A 25,319-nucleotide genomic window follows, 5' to 3' on the forward strand; every position below is an offset into this window, starting at 1 on the left:
GCGCATCCTCCCTCACGCGGCGGCGCTTCGTTCGGGGGGTGTCTCCGCCTCGGCCGGCTCGCTCTCATGCTCGACGCTGCGGGTGAAGCGGATATGCGTGATGTCGGCCGGGAACAGCATGCCCCAGCTCCATTCGACGAAGATGCGCAGCTTCCGCCCGAAGGTCGGCATCTGGGAGAGGTAGTAGGCGCGCCACAGCAGCCAGGCCGGCAGGCCCGCGATGCGCAGGCCAAAGACCTCGGCGACGCCGTTCATGTGGCCGATCGCCGCCATCGACCCGCGCGGGCGATAGCGGAAGGGCCGCACCTCCCGCCCTTTCAGCGCGGCGAGCAGGTTGCGCGCGAGCTGTTCGCCCTGGCGGATGGCGAATTGCGCCGTCGGCGGGGAAACGCCGCCATCCCGCGCATTGACCACCCAGGCGCAGTCGCCGACCGCCCAGACGTTGGGCAGGCCCTCCACGCGCATGCCCGGCTCGACACGCATGCGCCCGCGTTCCAGAGGCAGGCCGAGGGAATCGACCAGCGCGTTGGGGCGCGTGCCGATGGTGCCGATCATCGTCGCGCCCTCGATCAGCTCCCCATCGGCGAGCATCACGCCATCCTCCCGGATGCGCGCCGCCGAGGCATCGAGCCGGATCTCCACCCCATCGGTCATGAGCATCCGGTGAGCCGCCTCGCCGAGCGATGCCGGCAGCTCGGGCAGCAGGCGCGGCAGGTTCTGCACCAGCACGACCTTCAGCGCCTTGGCCTCGGCGCCCGGGTAGTAGCGCGCGATGCCCTTCAGGCAATCCGCCAGCGCCCCGGCGACCTCGACGCCGGAGAAGCCCCCGCCGATCACGACGAAACGCCCGAGGCGACGCCGGATCGCCGGATCGCTCTCCAGCTCGATGCGCGCCAGGCGCCGCAGCACGATGTTGCGGATATGCAGCGCGTCGCCGACGGTCTTCAGCGGCAGCGCATGTTCCGCCATGCCGGGGATCAGGTCCCGCCGGGCGCGATTGCCGAAGGCGAGCACCAGGTGGTCGTAGGCGAAACCTTGCTCGCCGGCGAGGGTGTCGCAGGTGATGCGCCGCGCCGCGAGGTCGATCCCCGACACCCGCCCCATCACGAAGCGCCCGCGCCGCCCGATGCCGAGCACCTGCCGCAGGGGGGCCACGACATGCTCCGGGAAGACCGAGGCACCCACCACCTCGGAGAGCATCGGATTGTAGGTGGTGTAGCTCTCCTCGCTGATGAGCAGCACTTCCCAGCCGGGCGGCAGGCGCCGGGCCAGCATGCTCGCCGCGGTGGAGCCGGCGAAGCCGCCGCCGATGATCGCGATCCGCTGCATCCTCGCCTCCCTCACCCTTCGCTGAGGATCGTGCCGGCTTCGGTCTCATGGAGGATGAATCCCTCCAGCGGATCGAACTGATGCGTCCAGGGCTGCTGGTCGAGCACGCGGATGGTGTCGGCGTAACCCGCTTCCCAGCGTTCCCGGATGCCGCGCGCGCTGAAGTCGATGTCCTTGGTGTGGTCTTCCCCCACCACGGCGGGGGCCTGCAGCCGGACGACATGCATGCGCGTGAGGCAGCCATAGGCCGTCATGTGCCGGATCTCGGGATCGGCCTTGGTCTCCTCCGGCAGGCGCTGGGCGAGTTCCGCGATGATGTGGCGCAGCCGGTGGATCTGCTTCTGCCGCTCGACCTGCGACTTGGCGCGGGAGGCGTATTGCACGTCCTTCTGCCGCGCCATGACCTTGATCATGTCGTCGGGCTCGGGCCCTTCCGGGTGCCAGATGTTGACGGTGAAGACGAGGCCGCTGCGCCGCGGGGCATCGTCGAACACCGCCTCGACCGGCGTGTTCGAGAGGATGCCGCCATCCCAGTAGAGTTCGCCATCGATGCGCACCGCCGGGAAGGCCGGCGGCAGCGCGCCGGAGGCCATGACATGGCGGATCGAGACCGGCATGTCGCGGCTGTCGAAGTAGCGCATCTGCGCGGTGCGGACATTGGCCGCACCGACGGTCAGTCGCGTCGTGCACGCGCTGAGGATCTCCGTGTCGATCACCTCGTCCAGCGTCTTCTCGAGCGGCGCGGTCGAGTAGTAGCCGGCAGTCTCCGGCTCCAGCGTCAGGCCGAGTGCCGCCAGCGGGTTCGGCTTGAAGAAGGCCGGCAGCCCGCCGAGCACGGTCATCGCATTCGCCGCCGCCGCACCCCAGCCGGGCATGCGGCAGACGAACTCGGCCACCGGGTCGCGCTGCATGCGGGACCAGAATTCCCGCAGGCGCGGCAGCCGCTGATCGGGCCGGTTGCCGGCGATGATCGCGGCGTTGATCGCGCCGATGGAGGTGCCGATCACCCAGTCCGGTTCGATACCGGCCTCGTCGAGCGCCTGGTAGACGCCCGCCTGATAGGCCCCGAGCGCGCCGCCGCCCTGCAGGACGAGCACGATCTGACCGAGCTGCGTCCGGTCGATCACGGCGTGCCGCCTGGTGTCCGGTGTGGTGAGCATGGTCGGGCGTCCTTCGATGCGGGATGCCGCGGCGCATCGGGCGGCAGCCCGCGCGACCGTCGGTTTCCCCCATCGGTTCGTCAGCGGCCGCGCAATGGTTTCGCTGGCGGCGCGCTACCGCCGCCGCATGATCGCCACCGGCACCAGGGCCGCGGCGCAGATCAGCGCCACGGCGAGAAAACTGTCGCGGAAGGCCAGCATGCTGGCCTGGGACAGCAGCATCTGGGACAGGAAGTTCTCCGCCGCCGCCTGGCGCAGGGGTTCCGCGACCCCGTCCTGCGCCAGCAAGCGTTCCACCTGATCGAGCAGCGCGCGCGTCGCCGGCCCGCCGGTCTGGGTGTCGTTCAGCGCCTGGACGTGGAACTGGGTGCGGCGTTCCAGGATGATCGAGAGCAGGTTCACCCCCATCGCGCCGCCGAACTGCCGCGCGAAATTCACAGCCCCCGACCCCTGCCCCACCCATTTCGGTGGCAGGGCCCGCAGCGCGCCGGCATTCATGCTCGGCATCGCGAAGCCGAAGCCGATCCGCCCGATCAGCATCCAGATCGCCAGCGTCCAATAGGGCGTGTCGGTCCCGATCCCATGCATCAGCAGGGAGGAAGTGCCGAACAGCAGCAGCCCTGCCCCGATCGGCATCCAGGGCGGGAAGCGATCGGCCAGCCGCCCGCCGATCGGAAACACCAACACCATGGCGAGGCCCGCCGGCATCAGCAGCAGCCCGGCCCGCGTCGCAGTATAGCCCTGCACCGTCTGGGCAAAGAGTGGGACGAGATAGGTCGATCCGAACAGCGCCGCCCCATAGACCAGCCCCACCGCCGCCGAACAGGCGAAGGCGCGCACCGTGAACAGGCGCGGGTTCAGCATCGGCGTCTCGGTGCGCAATTCCCACAGCACGAAGCCGACCGCCGCGCACAGGGCGAGGCCGAGCTCGACCATGACGCGGTTGGACTCCCAGCCCTCCCGCTGGCCGCTGGACAGCCCGGTCAGCAGGGCGAGCAGCGCCAGCACGAGCAACAGGAAGCCCGGCCCGTCGAAGCGCCGGCGCTGGCCGCCATGCGACGGCCCGGGCAGGAAGACGAGCCCCAGCGCCAACCCCGCGAGTGCGAAGGGCACGCCGAGGAAGAACACCGCGCGCCAGCCCGCCCCGTCCACGATCACGCCGCCCACCGCGGGCCCCAGCGCCGGGGCCAGCACCACGCCCACCGCATAGAGCCCCATCGCCGCGCCGCGCCGCTCGGCTGGGAAGACCTGGAAGATGATCTGCATGCCGAGCGGCTGGATCATCCCCGCCGCCGCGCCCTGCAGCACGCGCCCCAGGATCAGAACGCCCTCATTCGGCGCCGCGCCCGAGATGATCGACCCCAGCACGAACAGGATGATCGCCGCGGCATAGGTCAGCCGGCAGCCGAAGCTGTCCACCAGCCAGCCATTCAGCAGCATGGTCGAGGTCACCGCGGCCAGGAACGCCGTCGCGATGAGCTGCGCATGGTCCTGCCCGATGCCGAAGGCGCCCATCACCTGCGGCAGCGCGACATTGACGATGGTCGCCGACAGGATCGTCGCGATGGTCCCGATCATCACCGCGAAGGTGACGAGGAAGCGATAGGACGCGCCCCAGCGTTCGCGCATCTCCTCGATGGGCGGCCCCGCCAGCCGGCCAGGCCAGGCCGGCGCAGCGGCCGCGTCACTCACGCGCGAGCGCCTCCACCTCGACCATCATGCCGGGCCGCAACAGGCCGTCGCGGGTGCCCTGCGGCAGGGCGATGCGCACCGGCAGGCGCTGGGTGATCTTGGTGAAGTTGCCCGAGGGATTCGGGCTCGGCAGCAGCGCGAATTCGCTGGTGGCGGCGGTGCCGACGCGTTCGACCACGCCGTCGAAGTTGCGGCCCGGATAGGCATCGACCCGCAGCCGCACCGGCGCGCCGGGATGGAAGTAGCGGATCTCGGTCTCGCGCACATTGGCCTCGACCCGCACGCGGGCGGGGTCGTGGATCAGCATCAGGCGCTGGCCGGCGGTGACGTATTCGCCGCGATCGACGAAGACGCGGCCCACGGCGCCGTCGAAGGGCATCAGGATGGTGCGGTCGCGGATATCCATCGCGATGCGGTCGCGCTGGGCCGCCAGTTCGCGCTGCTGCGGGTCCAGCGCATCGAGCTGGCGGCGCAGCACGGTCAGTTCCTCCCGCGCCGCGCCGGCGGTGGCGAGCTGGGCCTCGGCGTTGCGGATCTCGGCGGCGACGGACAGCACCCGCTGGGTCGCCGATTCCAGCAGCGCGCGCGTCTGTTCATGCCGCTGCCGCGTGCCGGACCCGGTGCCGAAAAGCTGCCCGGCCCGCTGGAACTCGCCTTCGGCGAAGACGCGTTCGGCCACGGCGGCGGGCAGCGCCGTGCGAGCGGCTTCGAGCCGGGCGCTCTGGGCCGCCTGCTGGCTTTCCGTCTGGCGGTCCACCATGGCGAGGCGGGCTTCCAGCTCGGCCCTGCGCGCGGCAAGGCCGGCGAGGCGCGCCTCGGTCTCCCGCAGGGCGAGCTCGGCCTCCCGGCTGTCGATGCGCAGCAGCACCGCGCCGTTCGCCACGCTGTCCCCGGCGATCACGTCGAGTTCGGTGATCCAGCCCGGCAGGCGGCTGGACAGGGCGACCATGTCCGCCGCGATGCGCGCATCGTCCACGAAGATAGTGGTGAAGCGGTGATGGACCCAGGTCGCCGCGCCGCCGATCACCGCCAGCACCGCGACGAGACCGGCGGCGAGCCGCATCCGGCGTCGGCTGGCCCGGCGCGGCGGCAGCATCGTCGTGGGCGTGCTGCTAGGCTGACCGACGTCCATCCCCGGCCTCCTCCTCCAGCCGCGCCAGCCCGGCCGCGACGCGCTGCAGCACGGCGAGGCAGACGGCCAGTTCCTCCTCCGGAATGCCGGCGAGGATATCGGCGCGGACGGCGGCGGCCTCGCCCTCGATGCGCATCACCACAGGGCGCGCCTGGTCCGTGAGATGAATGGTCTTGGCACGGCGATCCTGCGGTGCGGTGCGGCGTTCGACGAAGCCCTGCCGTTCCAGCCAATCGAGGGTGCGGACCAGGGTCGGACCCTCGATGCGCAGCCGCGCGGCAAGTGCCGTCTGGGTAATGCCGTCGCCGCGGCGGGCCAGGTTCAGCAGGACCAGCCAGCGCGCCTCGGTCAGGCCGAAAGGCGCGATGCGCTGATCGAGCCGCGCCCGCCAGCGCCGGGCGATCTGGCCGATCGCGACGCCGAGTTGCCAACGCGTCTGGGCGAGGCCGGAACCATCAGGCATGCCGGTGACGCTAGCAGGACAGTTAGGTGACGAATAGGTAGGAGGCTAAGAAACCGCGTCGACCATCCGGCACCGGCCCGGCCCCTGCCGCGCCCCGGCACCTGACAGCAGCATCCCGGATGGATGGCCGCTGGAGCGCAGGCCCGTGCCGATCGATCCGGGAATGCTCTAGGATCGCCTGCGGAATGGACGGAGCTGCGCAGTCAGCTCGGTCCATGCGCGACAATGGGACAGGGATCTTCCCTGATCCTGGAACGGGCGGAGGCCGTCAGACCATGAGGACCCTAAGAAGGGCCCTGATCGAGGGCGCGATGGTGGTGCTGCCGATCGGCGCGATCGTGCTGCTCATCCTGGGCATCGTGCACAAGCTGCAGGAAGCCGCCGATCCCCTGGCGGGAAGCTATGTCCATCCGACGCTCGTCGCCGTCGGCATGCTCGTGCTGCTCTGCCTCCTGGTCGGGCAGTTGATCCAGTCCGCGGGCGGGCGCTGGGCCCGGCGCCTCCTCGAGGACAAGCTCTTCGAGAAGATCCCCGGCTATCGCCTGGTGAAGGCCCTGACCAGCGACGGGCTGTTCGGGCAGGATGGCGGGCGGGTCATACGCCCTGCCCTGGCCTCGATCGAAGACGGGCAGTGCCCCGCCCTGGTGATGGATGAACTCGATGACGGGCGGTTCGTCGTCTTCGTGCCCGGATCGCCGGCGCCCATGTCCGGCGCGATCTACATCTTCACCCCGGATCGCGTGAGCTTGCTCGATGTTCCGTTGCTGCCCTTCATGAAGGCGATCTCGTCCTGGGGCCTCGGCCTCCGCGAACTGGTCACGACCGAGGCGGCCTCGCGCCAGGCGGCATCACCGGTCCCGGGATGACGGGTCGTCCCTGACGGTCCCCGGACGAGGGGTCTGCCGGGCGCCCGCGCGTGCGGGATGCGACCATTCTGATGGGCAGCATCCCGGTTGCCGCTATAGCGCCACCTTGCCGGCCAGCGCAGCCATGCGCTCGGCGTCGGGCATCCGGCCTTCGAACCAGATCGCGGCGCATACCTTCGACATGGCGTTGCCGTCATGGCCGATGCCGGGCACCACCTCGATCCGCCAATGGCAGGGCACGCCGCGCCGGGCCGCTTCCTCCCGCGCGAAGCGCAGGAAGTTGTGGGCGCGCGCGAAGCGGTGCGGGCCCTGGGCGATGGCCTCCGGGTTGGATGGCAGGGAGGCGCCGGCCGTCTCCACATCCGCGTCGCCGGCGAGGATCAGCAGCGGATAGGCCAGCCAGGCCTCGACATCCGCATCGGTCAGGCCGATGCCGCCGAGCCCTTCCGGAAAGCGCCGGTCCAGCGTCGGGAGCGAATACCAGCCGGCATTGCCGCAGCCGATGGCGCAGAAGGGCGAGCGGTCCGTCAGCGAGGCCATGCGGTGCGCATATTGCGACCCCGCCGAATGGCCGAAGAGGAAGGCCTGGCGCCGCTGCGTCACGCCACCCGCACGCAGCGCCGCGAAGACCCGCGCCGGGACGTGATAGGCCCAGCCCTCCGCCGGGGTCACCGCGCCGGCGTCGTCGAGCACGCCGCCATTGTTGTAGGTCTCGGCCCCCGGATGCGTCGTATTGGCGAAGGTCGGCGCCAGGATCAGCAGACCATGGCGGTCGGCGGCCTCGATCCAGAAATCGCGATACTCGTCGCCATTCCGGCCCATGCCGTGCTGCACGAAGACGACGGGCTTGTCCGGCCTATGGCCGGCAGCGCGATAGGCATTGAGCACCAGCTCCTTCCCCGGCGCATGCAGCGCATCGGTGAAGGGCATGGCAACGCGGCCCGGCGCGGCGAGCGCGCGGGCCAGTTCCTGCGGGTCGATCATGGGGCGGGCTTCACCTCGGCGGCGGGAGTCGTCTGGTCCACGCGTCCCGCGAAGGCGAGGCCCCGGCGGAAGGCCCAGGCGGCATTCTCGAAATGGATGGGGATGATGGGCATGCGGTCGCTGACGAGGCGGCTCGTCTCCTCCATCAGGCGCTCGCGCTCGCCATCGTCCATGGCGACGAAGGAGGCACGGGCAGCCCGGTCGATCTCCGGGTCGGAGAATTCGCCGTAGTTGCTCATGCCATAGCCGCGCGCGCGGTCGGTGGTGGTGATCCAGGACCGGACGAAGAGCTGCGTCTCGGCCGCCGCGGGCGACCAGCCGCCCATCGGCACCGAGAATTCCTTCCGCCCGCGGCGCGGGAAGAAGACGTTGGACGGCATGGCATCGACCGTGACGGTGACGCCGACGCGCTGGAAGAACTGCGCCAGCGCCTGGGCGATGCGGGCATCGTTGATGTAGCGGTTGTTGGTGGCGTGCAGGGTGAAGGAGAAGCCGCTCGCCACCCCGGCCTCGGCCAGCAGGGCGCGGGCCCGGGCGGGGTCGTAGGGCAGCGCGCCGACACCCGCGACGGTGCCGCGCATGCCCTCTGGCAGAAGCTGCCCGGCCGGGGTGGACAGGCCGTCCATGATGCGGTCGGCCAGCACGCGCCGGTCGATGGCGAGCGACAGTGCCTGGCGCACGCGCGGGTCGCGTAGAGGATTGGCGCCGTTCGGCCCCTGCACGAACGGCGCGTTCTCCCGCTGGTCGAGCTGGAGGAAGACCAGCCGCAGCGTCGGCGACACGGCGAGGGCGAAGTTCGGGTTCTGCCGGATGCGCGGTACGTCGGCCGTCGCCGGCGCCTCGATCAGGTCGAGATCGCCCGCCAGCAGCCCGGCCAGGCGCGGACCGGCATTGGTCACCGGGCGCAGGCGGACCTCGGCCCAATGCGGCTTCTCGCCCCAGTAGGTGTCGTTGCGCTCCAGCACGATGCCGCTGCTGCGGTCATAGGAGCGCAGCCGGAAGGGACCGGTGCCGATCGCCGCGCGGCCTTCGTTGAAATCGGCGAGGGTCGGCCAGGGCCCCTGCTTGCCGCAGCCATCGGGAGTGAAGGTCAGGCCGCTGCGCTCGCCGCGCGACAGGATGGCGATGCCGGCGAGGTCCGCGGTCAGCAGCGGTTCCGGCGTCGCGGTGCGGATCACCAGGCGCTGCGGGGTCTCGACCGTCATGGCCGCGATGCGGCGGATCTGGCGGGAGAAGGACCCGACCACCTCGCTGTCGTTGTTGAGCACGCGGCAGTAGGAATAGACCACGTCCTCGGCGGTGAAGGGCTGGCCGTTGTGGAAGGTCACGCCGTCCCGCAGGTCGAAGACCCAGGTCAGGTCGTCGCGGCGCGACCAGCCGGTGGCGAGCGCCGGCGCCGGGACCTGCCGCTCATCGAGCCCGGTCAGGCCGTCGAACACATGGTCGCGATAGGTCGAGTTCGGCGCCGAAGCATAGTTGTGCGGATCGGCGGCGCTGGTCTCCGCGGCCATGCCGATGCGCAGGGTCTGCGCGGCAAGGGGCGCAACGAGCGCGGTGGCGAAGGCGAGCGCAAGGGCAAGGCGGCGCATGAAGAATCCGTCCGGATGGAGTCGCGAAACGGCGCGCACCCTACGCCGGGGGCGGCGCCATGTCGCCCCGGGCCCGGCGACCTCTAAGGCCGTTTGGAAAGATCATCCTGATGCCCCGTGTGCTGCCGCTGCAGACCCAGGAGAGGCTTTGTCCCTCCAGCGACGACAGCAGAAGCATCCGGGCCATCGGGACGGTCATTGACCGAGGGCAACACCCCCCGCGAGCTCGTCGAAGCCTTCGCGACGGGCCGCGTGGTCGGTGAGCAGATTGGCCGCCACCAGGGCGGCGACACCAAGCAGGAACGGGATCAAGGGTCGGTCTCCAGATTTCGGTTCCTCCCCAACCCGACGGTTATGTTGCATCGCACAATGGCGCTGTCCAGAGGGTCGTCAGGACATTCTGACATGGACCGGATGTGACAGGGGGACGAGCGCCGTCAGCGCGACCCCGTGCCCGGGCGGCGACGGCGCATTGCTGCGGTGTCGCGGCGTCGGGCGGGCCGGTACCGGCGATCATGCCCGGAGCGATCTTTCAACTCCCGATACGGCCTTCGATGCTATTCTGGAGCCCTCCTCCGATGGCGGGCCCGGCATGTTGACGACGCTCCTCGCGCAGTTCGGCATCAGCACCGCGGCGGCACTGGGAGCCGCCTGGACCGCGGTCAGATTCTTCGGCGCATCGTGGGTCGAGCACCGTTTCAAGCAGCAGCTCGAGGAGTTGAAGTTCCGCCATGACCAGCAGATCACCAGCCTCAAGCTGGACCTCGACATCCTGCGGAACCGCGTCTCCAAGTTGCACGACCAGGAATTCATCGTGCTCCCGGAAATCTGGAGCAAGATGTCGGCGGCGCTGAGCCGGATCACCGCGGCCAGCGATCCCCATCGCGCCTATCCGAGCACGATCGGCATGAACGAGGGCGAGCTCAACGAGTATCTGGAGACCGCGCCCCTGCTGGTATGGGAAAAGGGCGCGATCAGGAATTTCGCAGCGGACAGGCAGCAGGAACGGGACACGTCCCTGCGCAACATGCTCGACTGGGCGGGCTACCGGCAGGCACGCCAGCTCGCGGAGGATTTTCGCGCCTTCCTGCAGTCCCGGCGCATCTTCATGTCGGAGGACCTCACCCGCCAGCTCGACCGCTGCAACGAGACGCTCGACGCCGCCGTTTCCGAGTTTCGCCACTTCCTCGAAGCGCGCCAGGCGAACCGGTCCTTCGACTTGGTGATCTGCCCGCGGCTGAAGGAGGAGTCCGCGAAAATGGCGGATGCGGTACGGGTCGAGATCCAGAAGAAGCTGATCCCTGAACGGGCCAACTGAGACGAACGACCTGTCTGCGGGACCTCGGTATTCCCTTTTGCAGGCCCTCAAACGCCGGGCTGCCGGCGCGGCGCACTCAATCGGCCGCCGCTTCCATCATGCAGGCCTCGTAGAGGCGCGGGTGCTCACGACGGACGCGCAGGGCGAGACGCGTCGCGACCTCGGCATTGGCCTTGGTATCGCCGATCAGGTGGGTGTAGCCGACACGCTCGGCCGCCTCCGGATCGAAGGCATCGTTCGAGGAAGGGAAGAGGAACCCGACCCGCACCGCCGCCGCGTGGCGAGCCTGCCAGTCGAGGAAGGCGGCCAGGAAGTACTGCTCGACCAGGATGTTGTCGCGCACGCCGAGCGACGGAAAGATCAGCCGGTTGCGCGGATGGCGAATGACCTCCATCGCCAGCCGCGCATAGCGCGCGAGCAGTGCCGTATCGTTGCCGCCCAGGATGCCGCAGCAGATCGCCCGGTTGCCCTGCCGCGCCGCGTAAGCCGCCCATTGCGGCGGCACCCAGCCGTCGCCGCGGGCCATGCCGCGCATGAAGGCGTCGATCCGGTACAGCGACTGATCCTCGAAGTCGAAGCGTTCCGGGTTCTGCGCAAAGACGGCAGCCTCGATGACGGGGGCCGGGAGGGGCTTCCAGAGAATGACATCGCTGTCGAGATGGACGAAGGGTTCGGTCTGCGCGGCGTAGGTGCTGAGCTTGCCGAGCACCCACCATGCGTCGTCATCCTCCGCGTCGAGCGCATCGAGCGTCAGCGCCACATGCCGGAAGGGCAGCCGCAGCCGGTCCACCAGCAGCGCGGCGCCGGCGCTGTCGGCATGCAGGCAGGTCACCGGGTAATGGCGCGCCGCCTCGGTGACCGAAAGCGCCCAGGCGAGAAGATGCGTAGCCTTCGAATGCCAGGCGCGGTGGTAGTAAGCGCGATAGGGCTTGGACCAGAAGGACCAGACCGCCCGGGTCACAGGAGGTGGCTGCCGATGCCCTGCGACACGGCGCCGGATGAAGACCCCAGGACCAGCGCCATGACGGCGAAGACATCCGGAACCTCCAGGAGCCGGCCATCCACGGCGAGGATCAGGCTGCGCGGGCCGATCGCGGCGTCGCCGGCGATGTCGATGGCGATGTCCACTTCCTCGGCGCGGCGGTCGAGCACCTCGATGCCGATTCCCGAACCGGAGAAACGCAGCCCCGCGTGACGCAGCATCCCGGACCCGCTGAGTGTCGCGACGATGAGCGACCGGCGGACACCCCAGTTGCGCGAACATCTGATCCGGTCGGGCGGGTGCGTGCTCATCCGCGGTTCCGCTGCGGGTATGGCCGATCTCATCCCGGTGTCGGACGGCCACCCGGCTCCCCATCGTGGGACGCCTCGCTCGTGCCGTACAGGGTTCGAGACACCAAGCAGCCATGATCGGCGCCATGCGGCGACGCCGCGGTGTGGCTGCCCCGGACGTCCCTGCGGACGGACCCGGAGGCCGATGCCCCCTCGCCGAGCGATCGGGCTAGCGCAGCCCCGGATCGTCCAGGATGGCCAGCACCGCGTGCAGGATCCGCACGGCCCGCTCATGCCCTGCCTCATGGGCATTGGCGAGCGCACTCTCGAGCGCCGGCGTCACCGCAGCGAGATATCCGGTCGCGAGTTCCGATGAGGCTCGCAGCGGAAGCCGCGTGGAGACCGGCAGATCGGTTGCATGGGAAGGCGCGGCCGTCATTTTCATAGCAAGCGTCCTATCGCTCACTGGTTCAACTACACTTTCAAGCGTTAGTTGCGCCCCCATGCGTGTTTCAACTATCATTCGCTCGCGTAATGGTTGCGTTGCGCTCTCAGCCGGACTAACCGACTGACACTGCTCCATCTTGCGTTATCTCGCTCTTGTTTCGTTGACGCACAATTAACGAACGCTATGCTCGCGTGACGATTGGTCACGCGCTTTTCGCAATGGTTTTTTGGCTCTCCGGCCTGCCGCGGGGCTATGCCGCGCAGCCGTTCCGCCCTGGCCAGCAGATGGGCAAGGCATCGATTCGCCTTTCGGAGGACTTTATGCAGGGAAGAGGCGTCGCCGCTGCCGTCGAGAAGGCCATTCGGGATCAATTGGCGCTGACGGATCAGCCGCGTGCCGCTCTCATGTTGCTTGCGGAGGAGTTGTACACTGCTCTGGCGCGGGTCGCCGATGCTGGGCCGCCCGGTGCATTGGACCATGTGCGACGCGAGTTCCGTGAGGCCATCGCGAAAATCTGGCGCGAGTACGGCAACGACGAGCCGTTGCCGCCGATCAGGATCCTACCCGTGCACGCACTGGGGACCGGCATCGACAGGCACAGCGGCGGCGAGGCCCAGCCCCCAGCGAGCACGTGATCGCCGGAAACCCGGCGTCCCCATCCGCCAACCAGACCCGATCGATTCCCGGCCCTGCCTCTCGCCCACGTCACAGCAAGCCGGCCAGGCCACGCTGTCTGCGGCGGGCGCGCAGACCCACACGCCAACGACACCCTCCTCGGACTGAGGTGAGGCTGCAACCGGGCCTTCCGGGTCCGGCAGACCACACCCCCCAAGGCACGCTGCCGGCGAAGCCCCGCGCGTCCGTGATGCGCGACCTCGCCTCTTCGCCGATCGCGCGGAGAGGCCCGCTTCCTCCAATGCCGCTGTCACTCCGAGCGAAGATCCTCGGCGGCCTGACAGCCGCGCCGTGCGTCATTCGCGGCGTCATGCGCCGCACGGATCGGGCGTGGGAGCCGCCGCCCTCCGGTCGCCGCCAGCACGATCGACACCGCCGTCGCCAGCGACACGCGATGCCCGATGGAGACGTAAAGCGGCTTCGCCCCACGTCGCGTGCGCAGCGCCATGCCGATGCGCCGGCCCTTCCACAGCAGTGGCGCAGTGTCGCCGGGCGCAGGCCCGGGTTCGCCCCCCCCCACCAGTAGCGACTTCGCCACGCCGATCGTCGGCACGCCGAGCACCAGGCCGAGATGACAGGCCATGCCGAAGCCCCGCGGATGCGCCGTGCCCTGCCCGTCCACAAGCAGGACGTCCGGCATCACCGCCAGCCGGGACCAGGCGGCGGCCAGCGCCGGCACCTCGCGAAAGCCGAGATAGCCGGGGACGTAAGGAAAGTCGGCTCGGCGCGTCTCGCTCGCCTGCGCCAGCACGGCGCCGTCGGCATCGAGCGTGACGAGCGCCGCATGCACGAGCTTCGCCGGATCGAAGCGCGTGTTGCTGACATCGGCACCGCCGAGGCGCCGCGGCGCGGATGGCAGATCGTCTTCGGCGACCAGCAGCGCGGCCATCTCGGCCTGCGCGGCGCGCGCCTGCGCGATGTCGCGCGGGTGCAGCCAGTGCGGTGGAGTCTCCGTCGCCATGATGCGACCATGCCATGGTTCGGAGCCGGCCTCGATGGCGTGCCGCCGGCTCGCGCCACCCGGCCCGTCACGCTCGCATATGATCATTGCGGACGGCATTGGAGGGGCGCCACACCTCCAGACCACCCCGCCGCGGGTCCCCAAGGACGTGGCCATGCAAAATCCTCGGGGACCCATCGGCCCGAGGCATTTCGAAACCTCACTGGGCGCTGCGCGGGCCCCGTGTTCGCCCCTCAACGCGTTCCGCGCAGGATGGGCATTTCAGCGCCCGTCGTGACAGGTATCCATCGCGCCACCTATCGGCTTCCGCGGACATCGTGCCCGACAGGTGCTTCGTCCCCCTGCCAGCACGCTTTGCGCGCAAGCGTGGCTTCCGCATCAGGCCCACCAGTCGCCCCACATACCAAATGGAGGTTTCCAAAGGCCCTTCGACCTTTGGCGGGGTGAGCCCGAGAGGGGCTTCGCCCCTCTCGGTCCCGCAGCGCCGCCGCGTGTCAGAAGCTCCCCGTGTAGCGCAGCCTGGCCAGGATCGAATGCGACGTGCCACGGCTGCCGCTTTCCTCATCGACATAGCGCGCATACTGGTAGCCGAGATCGGCGCTGAAGCCGTAGCCGATCGCGCGGCCGACCGAGACCTCGTACCAGTTCTCCGCCGGCACCGGGTCGATGCTGCGCTTGCGGCGAAGCTGCTGCCAAGCGGCGACGCCATGCCAGGGACCGATGCGGTGCTGGATGCCGACCGTGGTGAAGGTGACGCGGTCGCTCAGCGTCGTCTCGGAGGTGTCGATCATCTCCTCGCCGGTATCGGCGTCGATCGAGGTCGTCTCGACTTCTACGCGCGGGCGGCCGCCGGCATTGCGGAACTGCACGCCCTCGACGAAGAGCAGCGTCGCCTGCTCGCGATCCCAGCGATGCTCATAGCGCGCCCCGGCGGCGTAACCCCATTCGCGCGCGGTGCCGTCCGACCCCGGCGCGAGCGACATCACCGCGACGTGATAGGAAAAGCCCGGCAGGAAGGGGATGCGGTCGCCATCGAGCGCGACGACGCCGTTGTTGAAGGTGCCGTTGTTGCCCGGCCCGCCCTGCGCATCCGTGTTGCGATTGTAGCGCTCATAGCGTTCGGAACAGCAGCGGCGCGAGGTGACATAGGTTCCGGTCAGGAAACTACGATCCAGCGTGAACAGCGCGGCCGAGATGTCGTGCTCGCCGAAGCGCGGATCGGAGACATAGGTCCAGGTCCCCGCCGCGCCGAGCGACTGGTCCACCAGATAGACCTCATGCGCGCGGATCGCGGTCAGGATGCCGGGGAAGTCATGGTAGCCGCGGCCGAATGGCGCGACCAGGATGCCGCCCTGCAGCACCAGCGTGTCGGCCGGCTTGAACTCGGCATAGAGCTGTTCGAGGAAGATCGCCTGGCGGCGGAAGCCAATCAGCCCGCCATCGGGGAAGCCGCCGGTCGAATCGCCCTCGCCAATCGGTTCCGTGGCGAGCACGCCCTGCAGCGAGAAATTCTCCGTCAAAGCGAGGCCCATCGCGACCTCGCCGAACAGGAAGACGGAGGTGCCGGTGCGGGCATCATCGGTGGCATTGGTGGTGCCGACGCCGATCATGCTCATGTCGATCTCAGTGGAGAGCTGCGGGAAGCGCACCCCAACTGCCGCCGGTGGGACTTCCGGCAGGGGCTGCGTCAGAGTTGCCGCATCCTGCGCGGCGGCCGGAAACGCGAGGGCGACCAGGACAGCGGCAAGGCTAGTGCGCCTCACGAGGCACCTCCGCGCATCGCCGGGACCAGCAGGCCGACATTGTGGCGGAACATCGCCTCATAGGTCGGTGCCGGGCCGTCCGGCGGGGACAGGGCATCGACGTAGAGCCGTCCGCCGAGCTGCATGCGCGCCTCGGTGGCGACGCGGCTGATCATGGCCGGGTTGGTCATGTTCTCCATGAAGATCGCCGTGATGCGCTCCTGGCGGATCTGCCGGATCAGCCGGGCGACCTCGGCGGCAGAGGGTTCGTCCTCGGTCGAGACGCCCTGCGGGGCAAGGAACTCCACGCCATAGGCCGCCCCAAAATAGCCGAAGGCATCGTGGCTCGTGACGACGCGGCGGCGGTCGGGCGGCACCGTCGCGATCTGCGCGCGCACCCAGGTATCGAGACTGGCGAGGCGGGCGATGTAGGACTCGGCATTGCGGCGATAGGTCGCCTCGCCTTCCGGGTCGGCTGCGATCAGTGCGGTCGCGATATTGCGCACATAGACCTGGCCAAGACGCAGATCCTGCCAGGCATGCGGATCAGGCACGCGGCTCGGCCCGACGCTGTGCGGCCGGCGCCGGCCGGCGCCGCCATGATCGTGGTCGTGGCCGGCCATGGCGCGGGGCGTGATGCCTTCGGTCGCCGTCGTCACCGTGCCGCGGAAACCGGCGGCGCCGACCAGCCGGTCCATCCAGGCATCGAAGCCAAGGCCGTTGCGGATCACCACCTTCGCATCGCGCAAGGCGGCGACGTCGGAGGGGCGCGGCTGGAAGCCATGGGCATCGGCGTTGGGACCCGCGATGACGCGCAGCGCGATCCGCTCGCCACCGACCTCAGCCGCCATGTCACCAAGAATGGAGAAGGAGGCGACGACCGTCAGGCGGGAGGTCTGCGCCGCCGCCGGGCTGGCAGCGAGAAGGGCAAGGAGGACACGGCGATGCATGGGCCAACTCGATGGGATGTTATACTATAACGATGCCGCGACACGGCGCGCTTGGCAAGGGTGACGCGGGATCCCACCAAAGGCCGAAAGGCCGTCCTGATTACCCCGCTGCTTCCACTGGCGCAGTTGGAGGGGCGCCGCCCCTCCAAACGTGCTTGGAGCACCTGGAGAGCAATTTTCTGGCGTCGGGCGGACGTGTCGGGATGCTTCGACCCGACGCGCACCGTGCGGGAAAGCGGGGCTCGGCACCATTCCGCCTGCGGTGCGCGGTGCCAGGTCGAAGTTTCCAAAGGCCCTTCGGCCTTTGGCGGGGTGAGCCCGAGAGGAGCAGGACCCCTGCCGGTTCCGCAGCGACGTATCGGAACCATGAGGATGGCAATGGCGCCGCCGGCCGCGGTGGTCCGAAGGGACAGAACCCCTCCGGCTCCAACCTCGGCGAGGCTCTCGCAAGGCCCCGAAAGCTGTCCGGCCTCGCGACTGACGGTTCGAGGGCGAGTGCTGCTCAGCCCTTGCCGAACAACCGCCTCAGCCAGCCAAGCAACCCGCCGCCCTGTGCCAGATCCCGCCGCCGATGCGTCACATGCGGCCGGCGGGCTGGCGGCGGCAGGGCGCTCGCCACGCTGTGCCGGGCGGCGTCGTGGGAAGCGATCAGCCGGCGCTCCAGTGCGATGACCTGGCTGACGGCCTCGGGCGGGGACAGTAAGGCGAGTTCGGCCGCCGTCGCCTCGGCGTCGTCCCAGGCTTCGGACCGGCGCAGGGCGTCCACCACACGCACGGTCTGCTCGGCGTCGAGCGGGGGTCCGCTGCGCCACAGCGCCACCGCATCCTGCCGCCAGGCATTGGCGAGGTCGGACTTGCCGGCGTCGTCGGCGACCCAGGCGGCCTGGAGGGTGGCCTCGGCCGCGGCGTGCAGCGCGCCCGTCTCCTCGAGCACATGGGCCCAGGCGAGGAAGCGTCGCGCCAGCGGCGGGTGGGACGCATCCTGGATCAGCGCCCGGAACGGCGCGGCCGAGACCGCCGCCGCCGCGCCGGGATGCGCCCGCGCGATGGCTGGGGCGGTGTAGTGGCAATGCGGGCATTGCTGCAGCCAGCGCTGCATGGTCGACCGGACCGGCTCACCCGGGCGCAGGTCGAGATCGGGCGCCTGTTCCGGCGGCGGCAGGCGGAACGGGGGCTGGCGGCTCTCGCGCCCACACACGCCGCAGGCAACTTGGCCGGCGGCGGCGGAACGCGACGGTGCGGACGGCGTCTCTGCCATGGAGGCGTCACGATACACCATGACGGACCGAGCCGGTATCGAGCGATGTGATCGATGCACCATTGCAGTGACGCGCGGGCTTGGGCACATGTTGTCCATGCCCCGCGGCGACCTTTTTCCCGATATCGCGCCTTATGAAACCGGCCTGCTGCCCCTGTCGGGCGGGCACGTCATGTATTGGGAGCAGGTCGGCAATCCGCGCGGACAGCCTGTGCTGTTCCTGCATGGCGGGCCAGGCGCCGGGGCGGGCGCGGTGCATCGGCGTTTCTTCGATCCCGCCCATTGGCGCGTGGTGATCTTCGACCAGCGCGGCGCCGGCCGGTCCCGCCCCCTCGGCGAGCTGCGCGAGAACACCACGCCGCACCTGGTCGAGGACATCGAGACGCTCCGCCGTTTCCTCGGCATCGAGAAATGGCTGCTGTTCGGCGGGTCCTGGGGGTCGACCCTCGCCCTCGCCTATGCGCAGGACCATCCGACCCGGGTCGCGGGCTGCGTGCTGCGCGGGGTCTTCCTCGGGCGGCATGCCGAGGTCGAGTGGTTCCTGCGCGGCCTGAAGCGCGTCTTCCCCGACGCCTGGGCCGCCTTCGCCGAGCACCTGCCCGAAGCTGAGCGTGGCGATCTGCTGGGCGCGTATCTGAAGCGGCTGTGCGATCCTGACCCGGCGGTGCACCTGCCTGCGGCGCGCGCCTGGAGCCAATATGAAGGGTCGTGCTCGACCCTGCTGCCCTCCCCCGAGACGGTGGCGAGCTTCGCGCAGGATCGTACCGCGCTCGGCCTCGCGCGGATCGAGGCGCATTATTTCGCCCACGACCTGTTCCTGCCGCGCGAAGGGCTGCTCGGGCGCATCGGCCGGTTGACCGGCATCCCAGCCGAGATCGTGCAAGGCCGCTACGACATGGTCTGCCCGCCGGAGACCGCCTTCGACCTGGCCGCGGCCTGGCCTGGCGCCCGGCTGACCGTGGTACCGGATGCGGGGCATTCGGCACTGGAACCCGGTGTGCGGACGGCCCTGGTCAGTGCGGTGGAGCGGTTCCGGCGCCGCTGAGAGCGTGGTATGAGGGCGCCGGTGGGTCCCCGTAGCTCAGCAGGATAGAGCACAGGATTCCTAATCCTGGGGCCGTGAGTTCGAATCTCGCCGGGGACGCCACTTCCACTTCCTCCAACTACTCTCCCGGCTGGGCCTGCGCGCCGTGTGTGGCAGCTATCCCGCGGTTTTCGCGGGCCAGGTGGCAGATGCGAGACCGCAACGAGCGCCGAAAACCCTCTCTCTTGCGCGGTTTCTCTCCGAGCCTGGGGACTTGGGCGATTTACTCGCCAGGCCGGAAGTCACGGGAATCCTCGGTTTTCTGCGGCCGAAAATTGGCTGAGTTGGTGGAGCGCGTTGCCCCCCAATCCACCTCTGATCCGGCAGCCCGCGTCACGGCGTGGAGGCAGCCCCACTCGCGCCACGCAGCGCTTCCCACAACTCCCCCGGTCCGAGCAGCGTCGCCAGCATGCGCGCCCGGATCGTCTCCGAGTTCAGCGCCTGCTTGCTCATCACCTGGTGCGCAGCCATGGCGTCCATGATCGCGTTCATCAGCTCATCGCCGAGATTGGGGGAGTTGGTGAACTGCTCCTTGGTGTTCGCCGTTGCCTGGCTGCGGAGCAGGTCAGATTCCAACATCTTCGTCTTGATGACCCCGTCCACATAGGCCACGGCGTCCCCCTCGGTGATCTCCCCCTCGAACAGGTCGTTGATCGCCGAGATGATTTCCTGCAGCCGCAGCTTGTGCTTGTCCTGCACCTGGCCCGAACCTGTCTCGGTCACCGGCGTCAGTGGCGCGGCCAGCGCATTGCCGCCCAGGTTCAACTTCTGTTGCCCTAGATCCCGCATCCGATGGTGCGTCAGCTTCAGCGCCGAGAGATCAATCCCCTCCCGCTCTCGCCCATAGTCCAGCAGCGGCAGGAGCATCTTGGCGAAGAGGTAGAGCTTCTCGAACTCAGTGTTCCCGTAGTCGAACATCTGGCCCAGGAACTCGTACACCCGAACGTAGCTGCCCAGGTCCCGCTTGAAGAGCCACAGCGCCTCCATCTCGTCCTTGGCCGCCTGCTGCGCCTTGGACCCATCAGGCTCGCCACGGAACGCCTGCTGCGCCTGCTTGAACTTCGTCAGCAACCGGCTGCTCACGGGACCGATCGCGGCGTCGAGGTCGCCCTGCGTAGCTTTCGGGTTGATCGCCACCTTGGCGACCCGCTCGACCTCGTACTGGTCGTAGTATCCCATCGCATCCAGCTTGTTCCGCAAGTCCAGAACCACGTTGGGGTCGCTGACGTCGGCCAGCGCCGCGGTGGTGTGGTACTGCTTGAAGGCCTCCAGCACGGCCTCGGGCTCGTTCACGAAGTCCACCACGTAGGTGGTGTCCTTGCCCGGGTAGGCGCGGTTCAGGCGCGACAGCGTCTGCACCGCCTGGATGCCGCCGAGCTTGCGGTCCACATACATGGCGCAAAGCAGCGGCTGGTCGAAGCCGGTCTGGAACTTGTTCGCCACGAGCAGGATGCTGAATTCCGGCGTGGCGAAGGCCTCCCGAATATCCCGCCCACGCAGGCCCGGGTTCAGGCTCGTCTCCGTGAAGGCTTCAAGCCCGGTCTCCGGGTCATTCACCTCGCCCGAGAAAGCGCCGAGCAGCCCGATCGCATAACCCTTCCTGGCGATGTAGGCCTCCATGGCCTTCATCCAGCGCACCGCATCCTTTCGGCCGGCGGTCACCACCATCGCCTTGGCCTTGCCGCCCAGCAGGTGCGCCACGTTCTGCCGGAAGTGCTCGACCACGATCTCCACGCGCGCGGCGATGTTGTGCGGGTGCAGGCGCACCCAGCCCATGATCCCCTTCTTCGCCTCGCTGGCGTCCACCTCCTTCTCGTCGATCTCCTTCCCCGCATGGGTCAGGCGGAAGGCCATCTTGTAGGCGGTGTAGTTCTTCAGCACGTCGAGGATGAAACCCTCCTCGATCGCCTGGCGCATGGAGTAGGTGTGGAAGGCGATCGGCAGATTGTCCTTCCCCGCCGGCTTGGATGGATCCGGCCGGCGGCCGAACAGTTCCAGCGTCTTGGCCTTGGGCGTGGCGGTGAACGCGACGAAGGTGATACCGGCATCCTGGCCGACGCGCCCGCTCATCTCCGCGGCCAGCAGATCCTCGATGCTGGCCTCGCCGCCATCGTCTAGATCCTGCTGTTCCTGCGCTGTCAGCGTCATCTTCAGCTTGGCTGCTGCCTGTCCGGCCTGGGAGGAATGTGCCTCGTCCGCGATCACCGCGAAGCGCTTGCCCTTGCTGGCGGACAGGTCCCGCACCGCCTTGAGGGCGAACGGGAAGGTCTGGATGGTGCAGACCACGATCTTCTTGCCGGACGCCAGCGCCTCGGCCAACTCGCCGCTTTTCGCCCCGCCATCGCCGGTGATCACCGCCACCACGCCGGCGGTGCGCTCGAAGCCCTCGATCGCCTCGCGCAGCTGCTTGTCCAGCACCGTGCGGTCGGACACCACCAGCACGGTGTCGAACACCTTCTTGCTGCCGGCGTCATGCAGGTCGGCCAGGAAATGCGCCGTCCAGGCGATGGAGTTGGTCTTGCCGGACCCGGCCGAGTGCTCGATCAGGTACTTCCCGCCCGGCCCATCCGCCAGCACCTGCGCCACCAGCTTCCGCGTGGCATCCAACTGGTGGAAGCGCGGGAAGATCCAGCCCTTCAGCTTCTTCTTGTCGTCCTTCAGCGGCACCAGGTAGCGGCCGAGGATCTCCAGCCAGCCATCGCGCTGCCAGACCTGCTCCCACAGATAGGCGGTCGGGGCGCCATTCGGGTTGGGCGGGTTACCCGCGCCGAAATCATGGCCGCGGTTGAACGGCAAGAACTTGCTGTCGGCGCCAGCCAGCAGCGTGCACATCTGCGCCTCGCTATTGCTGACCGCGAAATGCACCAACGCACCACCGGGGAAGGCCAGTAGCGGCTCCGCCGCGTTCTTGCCGGGCGCCTTCGGCAGACGGTCGAAGCGGTACTGGTCCACCGCATCCTGCACCTTCTGGGTGTAGTCCGACTTCAGTTCCACCGTCGCGACGGGGATGCCGTTGAGGAACAGCACCAAGTCGAGGCAGTTCTCGCCATGCACCGAGTACCGCAGCTGCCGCACCACCCGCAGCCGGTTGGCGGCGTAGCGCGCCTGCAGCGCATCATTCATCGCCAACGCCGGGCGGAACTGGCACAGCGCCAGACGCTGCTTCAGCCCCACCACATCGAGGCCGGCGCGGAGCACCTCTAGCGTGCCCTGCCTGTCCAGCGCCGCGCGCAGGCGGTCGGCCAGCACGGTAGCGGCGGCGGGGCCATTGGCCTTGGCCAGCGCCCCCCAGGCATCCGGCTGGGTCGCCTGCACCCAGGCGATCAGATCCTCGGTGAACAGTGCGCGCTGGCGGTCGTAGCGTGCGGCGGCGTCGGCCTCATACAGCCAGCCATGCGCAGCCAAATGGGCGCAGATGCCATCCTCGAAGGCAATTTCCTTGTGGATGCCGGTCATGGTAGCGCCAGCACGCGTTGGCGCAGGGCACCATCCAGTCGGATCATGGCGTCGATCATCTCATCCTGGATGCGGGGCCACTCCGCCTCCGCCGAGCGATAGCCGCCGGAGACCGGATGATAGACGCGGCATTGCCGGACCCCCTCCTTCTCCTGCCAGATCAGGGGCGCGCGGAAGGCGGCCTCGATGGCCTCGCGGCCCTCCTGAAGGCGCAGGAGCTGCTGCCGCCCGTCATCGCGCTGGATCAGCAGTTCAACCCGCGACGTATCCTTCGCCACGACGTAGTTGAGCGTGAAGCCCGACTTGCCGATCGAGCCGAACAGGACGCCGAGATCCGCATCCGGCGTCCGGCCGCGATGCAGGTCGATGCGCGGCGCGGCGCGCTCGGCGAGCTGCGCCAGGAACCGGGCGAGGAGATTCGCCCGCTCGCCACGCTCCTTCCGCTCGGCCGCGCGCTTCTCCTCAAGCCGGGTCTGGAACTCGGCCGTCTCAGGCAAGGGGATGATCGGGTGGATGTCGAGCAGCAGGCGCCCATCCTCCATCCGGTAGGGCTTGAGCCGGACGCAGCGGATATCGACGTCGTGGTCGCGCAGCCAGAGCACCGCGGTGGTCAGTTCCTTCCCGAAATCCGCGGCGGCCAGGACGATGCGCGTGTCCTTCGCGAAGCTGTCCTCGTCCGGCGCGCTCCATCCGAGGAAGGCGAGGATATCCGCGCGGGCCGTGTCGGTGTCCGGGTTGGCGCGGTCACGGTAGCGGGCGAGCGCGTCCACCGCATGGCTGAAGGTCATCTTGGCGACCATGGCGGCGTAGCGCAGCGCCTGCAGTTCCATATGGCCGCCATCATCGGTGCGCTTGAGCTCCACGACGACGAGGTTGGCGTTGTCGTCGAGGCAGAGAAGGTCGATGCGCCGGGTGCTGTCGGCCCAGTCGCTGAATTCCTCGGCGAGGACCATCAGGCCGCCTTCCAGGCTGGCGATGCGGTCCTTCAGCAGGCGTTGGATGTCGCCGCGTTCGCGCAGGCCCGCGGCTTCGAAGGTGGTGGCGGCGACCGGGACCAGGCCTTCGGGGCGGGCTTCATAGATCGGCATGGCGAGGGCCTCAGCCGGGGCGTGCAGGCGCGAGGCCCATGGCGGCGAAGGCGGCTGCCACGTCCGGCTTCATCGACCAGCGGGGGGTGCGTTCGGTCAGGTCCGCGAGGATGCCGCAGTAGAAGTCCTTGTTGGGCCGGTCCGACGGCGGGGCGGGCCAGAGATAGGCCTCGCGGTTGAAGCACATGGTGCCGAAATGCATGTGCCACGCCTTGCCGCCCCAGCCGAGCGCACGGGACAGTTCCTCGGAGGTGGCGCCGGGATGGTCCAGCAGGGCCTGGATGACCTTGCGTTCCGTCTCGGTCATGGGGTGGGCGCGGAAGGCTTCGGCCACACGCTGGGCGACCGGCAGGGGGCCAAGGCGGTCGATCAGCGATTGGCGATCGGCTTCCGCTTGGTCCGCCATGGCCTGCAGGATGCGGGCCGCGTCGGTCTTCTGCTGCGGCGTTCCCGTCGCCTGCAGGCGTTCGGCATTGGCGCGGAGGCGCGCGCGTTCCTCGGTGGACAGGCTGGGCAGGGTCTGCAGGGTTCGGTCGATGCTCATGCTGCTTCCTGTGCCGCGGGGACGAGGCCGCGCACGTCGATCTTGCCGGTGACGGCGGCGGAGATCAGGGCGGCGCGGCGTTCCTGAAGCAGACAAATCTGTTTCTGTACCTCCGCCTCGACCCCGGCAAACTTCGCCAACGCATCCCGGATGAAGGCAACAATTCGATCCTGCTCCTCCAAGGGCGGCACCAGAACTGCGCTGGCCCGCAACCTATCGCTGCGGATGCCGCTGGCCGTCGATCCGCTCGCCCGGGTCCAAAGTTCCTTCCGGCCGAAGTCCGATCGAAAATGCCAAAAGAGGAAGTCGCTCCTGATCTTGGCTTCATCGGCCTTCAGAAGGATCATCCGTTGGCCGGGTGCAACCCTCGTATCCTCAATTTGAGCAACCTCGCCGAGCGGCGCTTCGGTGGTGAGCAGGACGTCGCCGAGGGCAGGAAAACCGCGGGTCATCCGCGAAGCATACTCAGCTTCTGATATGAACACCGGATCGAGGGCGTGATCTATGCGGCCCTCCTTGATCTGAGTGGCGGTAATGAGGGGAATACCATCGTCGATCTTGTTGGGTGTCGAACCGCGGTAGTCGACGAACTGCCGTACCACACGCGTCAGCGGCAGGACTTCCCAATGCTCTGGCACAAATGCCGGGGTGCCAACGCCCGAAGGCTTGGTCCGCGGTGCGTGTGCGGCGCCCGTCGTCATGGCACCATAGACGACGCTTTGCCGCTTCTCCTTCAGCAGCCCGATCAGCCGCTCCTGCTCGGCCACCAGCGCGTCAATCTTGCCGGTCTCGCGGTCGAGGAAGGCAGCGATGGCGGATTGCTCGGCCGGCGGTGGGACCGCCAGCAAGATGTTCCGCATCTCCGAGAAGTTCGTGCTCCAGAGATCGGCTACGATGCCTTTCCCGTAACGGTAGAACTCCTCCTGGAAGACTGGGCTCTTCAGCAAGTGGCCCACGAATTCCATCTCGATCGGCTGATGCGGATAGAGCACGATATTGATGAGGGAGACGGAGCCATCGAGCGCCGATAGCCCTGATGAGCCCTTTCGATCCGAGCGCCCATTGATGACGAAGTCACCGGTGCAGACGCGCTTGCGATTGTCACCATCGTCTGTCTTCGCCGCCGTTTCGAGCTGGGGCACTATTCCGTTCTTGGTGACAGAGAGCGCAGGAAAATCCCGATCGCTCACCTTTTCGCGGCGCTCTGCCAGGTAGTAGCCGAGCCGGCGTAGGGTCCAATGCGCCGGGACCTCGCCAAGCCATTCAACGCCGCTGTCCTGATACGCTGGATATCTCGAAACGCTCATG

At 68.7% G+C, this 25,319-nt stretch carries 22 protein-coding genes and 1 tRNA gene; 5 read left to right on the top strand and 18 right to left on the bottom strand.

All coding sequences use genetic code 11. The features are described from left to right. Positions 1 to 12: 12 nt before the first annotated feature. The 5 genes from KPL78_RS13430 to KPL78_RS13450 all read right to left on the bottom strand — a co-directional run bounded on the left by KPL78_RS13430 (position 13) and on the right by KPL78_RS13450 (position 5,776). On the bottom strand, positions 13 to 1,329 hold the full coding sequence (locus tag KPL78_RS13430) for an NAD(P)/FAD-dependent oxidoreductase (protein WP_219763468.1): 1,317 nt from the start codon (positions 1,327 to 1,329) through the stop codon (positions 13 to 15). 11 nt (positions 1,330 to 1,340) lie between these two features. Beyond that, positions 1,341 to 2,489 carry a patatin-like phospholipase family protein gene (locus tag KPL78_RS13435; RefSeq protein WP_219763469.1) on the bottom strand — a complete coding sequence of 383 codons (1,149 nt, stop codon included), beginning with the start codon at positions 2,487 to 2,489 and terminating at the stop codon, positions 1,341 to 1,343. A 114-nt stretch (positions 2,490 to 2,603) separates the two neighbouring features. After that, positions 2,604 to 4,181: a DHA2 family efflux MFS transporter permease subunit gene (locus KPL78_RS13440; RefSeq protein ID WP_369412748.1), complete on the bottom strand. Its 1,578-nt coding sequence runs from the start codon at positions 4,179 to 4,181 to the stop codon at positions 2,604 to 2,606. Further along, positions 4,174 to 5,313, bottom strand: coding sequence for an HlyD family secretion protein (locus KPL78_RS13445; RefSeq protein ID WP_219763470.1), 1,140 nt, complete (start codon positions 5,311 to 5,313; stop codon positions 4,174 to 4,176). The genes KPL78_RS13440 and KPL78_RS13445 overlap by 8 nt, the downstream gene beginning before the upstream one ends. Then, a complete protein-coding gene (locus tag KPL78_RS13450; protein WP_219763471.1) occupies positions 5,294 to 5,776 on the bottom strand; it encodes a MarR family transcriptional regulator in 483 nt (160 codons plus the stop codon). Before KPL78_RS13450 ends, KPL78_RS13445 begins: the two co-directional genes overlap by 20 nt. A gap of 275 nt (positions 5,777 to 6,051) precedes the next feature. Between KPL78_RS13450 and KPL78_RS13455 the strand changes: the two genes are divergently transcribed. Then, the gene (locus KPL78_RS13455) at positions 6,052 to 6,642 is read left to right on the top strand and encodes a DUF502 domain-containing protein (protein WP_219763472.1); all 591 of its coding nucleotides are present in this window, start codon (positions 6,052 to 6,054) and stop codon (positions 6,640 to 6,642) included. Between the two features lie 93 nt (positions 6,643 to 6,735). On the opposite strand, the gene KPL78_RS13460 is transcribed toward KPL78_RS13455, so the two are convergent. Both KPL78_RS13460 and KPL78_RS13465 read right to left on the bottom strand, forming a co-directional pair. Next, complete coding sequence (locus KPL78_RS13460) at positions 6,736 to 7,626, bottom strand: alpha/beta hydrolase family protein (protein ID WP_219763473.1); 891 nt, start codon at positions 7,624 to 7,626, stop codon at positions 6,736 to 6,738. Further along, positions 7,623 to 9,215, bottom strand: coding sequence for an ABC transporter substrate-binding protein (locus tag KPL78_RS13465; protein WP_219763474.1), 1,593 nt, complete (start codon positions 9,213 to 9,215; stop codon positions 7,623 to 7,625). Before KPL78_RS13465 ends, KPL78_RS13460 begins: the two co-directional genes overlap by 4 nt. Before the next feature lie 592 nt (positions 9,216 to 9,807). Here KPL78_RS13465 and KPL78_RS13470 point away from each other — a divergent pair. Continuing rightward, positions 9,808 to 10,533, top strand: a complete 726-nt coding sequence (locus tag KPL78_RS13470; RefSeq protein WP_219763475.1) for a hypothetical protein — start codon at positions 9,808 to 9,810, stop codon at positions 10,531 to 10,533. 76 nt (positions 10,534 to 10,609) lie between these two features. Here KPL78_RS13470 and KPL78_RS13475 read toward each other — a convergent pair whose 3' ends face one another. From KPL78_RS13475 to KPL78_RS13485, 3 genes are all read right to left on the bottom strand, one after another. Further along, entirely contained in the window at positions 10,610 to 11,494 is an 885-nt protein-coding gene (locus KPL78_RS13475; protein WP_219763476.1) for a DUF6734 family protein, read from the bottom strand. Continuing rightward, a complete protein-coding gene (locus KPL78_RS13480) occupies positions 11,491 to 11,826 on the bottom strand; it encodes a hypothetical protein (RefSeq protein WP_219763477.1) in 336 nt (111 codons plus the stop codon). Before KPL78_RS13480 ends, KPL78_RS13475 begins: the two co-directional genes overlap by 4 nt. Positions 11,827 to 12,034: 208 nt before the next feature. Continuing rightward, entirely contained in the window at positions 12,035 to 12,250 is a 216-nt protein-coding gene (locus tag KPL78_RS13485; protein WP_219763478.1) for a hypothetical protein, read from the bottom strand. Between the two features lie 194 nt (positions 12,251 to 12,444). Here KPL78_RS13485 and KPL78_RS13490 point away from each other — a divergent pair, with 194 nt between their 5' ends. Beyond that, positions 12,445 to 12,888 carry a hypothetical protein gene (locus KPL78_RS13490; RefSeq protein WP_219763479.1) on the top strand — a complete coding sequence of 148 codons (444 nt, stop codon included), beginning with the start codon at positions 12,445 to 12,447 and terminating at the stop codon, positions 12,886 to 12,888. A 290-nt stretch (positions 12,889 to 13,178) separates the two neighbouring features. Here the strand turns inward: KPL78_RS13490 and KPL78_RS13495 are convergent, their stop codons facing one another. The 4 genes from KPL78_RS13495 to KPL78_RS13510 form a co-directional block, all read right to left on the bottom strand. Further along, positions 13,179 to 13,889, bottom strand: a complete 711-nt coding sequence (locus KPL78_RS13495) for an endonuclease V (protein WP_219763480.1) — start codon at positions 13,887 to 13,889, stop codon at positions 13,179 to 13,181. Between the two features lie 494 nt (positions 13,890 to 14,383). Continuing rightward, positions 14,384 to 15,652, bottom strand: a complete 1,269-nt coding sequence (locus tag KPL78_RS13500) for a hypothetical protein (RefSeq protein ID WP_219763481.1) — start codon at positions 15,650 to 15,652, stop codon at positions 14,384 to 14,386. Further along, the gene (locus KPL78_RS13505; protein ID WP_219763482.1) at positions 15,649 to 16,581 is read right to left on the bottom strand and encodes a metal ABC transporter substrate-binding protein; all 933 of its coding nucleotides are present in this window, start codon (positions 16,579 to 16,581) and stop codon (positions 15,649 to 15,651) included. Before KPL78_RS13505 ends, KPL78_RS13500 begins: the two co-directional genes overlap by 4 nt. Before the next feature lie 502 nt (positions 16,582 to 17,083). After that, a complete protein-coding gene (locus tag KPL78_RS13510) occupies positions 17,084 to 17,860 on the bottom strand; it encodes a hypothetical protein (protein WP_255568962.1) in 777 nt (258 codons plus the stop codon). Between the two features lie 76 nt (positions 17,861 to 17,936). Here KPL78_RS13510 and pip point away from each other — a divergent pair, with 76 nt between their 5' ends. After that, a complete protein-coding gene (gene pip, locus KPL78_RS13515) occupies positions 17,937 to 18,884 on the top strand; it encodes a prolyl aminopeptidase (RefSeq protein WP_219763708.1) in 948 nt (315 codons plus the stop codon). A 25-nt stretch (positions 18,885 to 18,909) separates the two neighbouring features. Next, positions 18,910 to 18,986, top strand: a tRNA-Arg gene (locus KPL78_RS13520). A 270-nt stretch (positions 18,987 to 19,256) separates the two neighbouring features. Here KPL78_RS13520 and KPL78_RS13525 read toward each other — a convergent pair. Genes KPL78_RS13525 through KPL78_RS13540 form a run of 4 tightly spaced genes read right to left on the bottom strand, consistent with a single transcriptional unit; the run spans position 19,257 to position 25,318 of the window. Further along, positions 19,257 to 22,379 carry a type I restriction endonuclease subunit R gene (locus tag KPL78_RS13525; protein WP_219763483.1) on the bottom strand — a complete coding sequence of 1,041 codons (3,123 nt, stop codon included), beginning with the start codon at positions 22,377 to 22,379 and terminating at the stop codon, positions 19,257 to 19,259. Beyond that, a complete protein-coding gene (locus tag KPL78_RS13530) occupies positions 22,376 to 23,467 on the bottom strand; it encodes a DUF4268 domain-containing protein (RefSeq protein ID WP_219763484.1) in 1,092 nt (363 codons plus the stop codon). Before KPL78_RS13530 ends, KPL78_RS13525 begins: the two co-directional genes overlap by 4 nt. 10 nt (positions 23,468 to 23,477) lie before the next feature. After that, complete coding sequence (locus KPL78_RS13535; RefSeq protein ID WP_219763485.1) at positions 23,478 to 24,011, bottom strand: hypothetical protein; 534 nt, start codon at positions 24,009 to 24,011, stop codon at positions 23,478 to 23,480. Beyond that, positions 24,008 to 25,318, bottom strand: a complete 1,311-nt coding sequence (locus tag KPL78_RS13540; protein ID WP_219763486.1) for a restriction endonuclease subunit S — start codon at positions 25,316 to 25,318, stop codon at positions 24,008 to 24,010. The genes KPL78_RS13535 and KPL78_RS13540 overlap by 4 nt, the downstream gene beginning before the upstream one ends. Position 25,319: the final 1 nt, after the last annotated feature.

The sequence above is a fragment of the Roseomonas alba genome, assembly GCF_019430885.1.
Classification (GTDB): domain Bacteria; phylum Pseudomonadota; class Alphaproteobacteria; order Acetobacterales; family Acetobacteraceae; genus Neoroseomonas; species Neoroseomonas alba.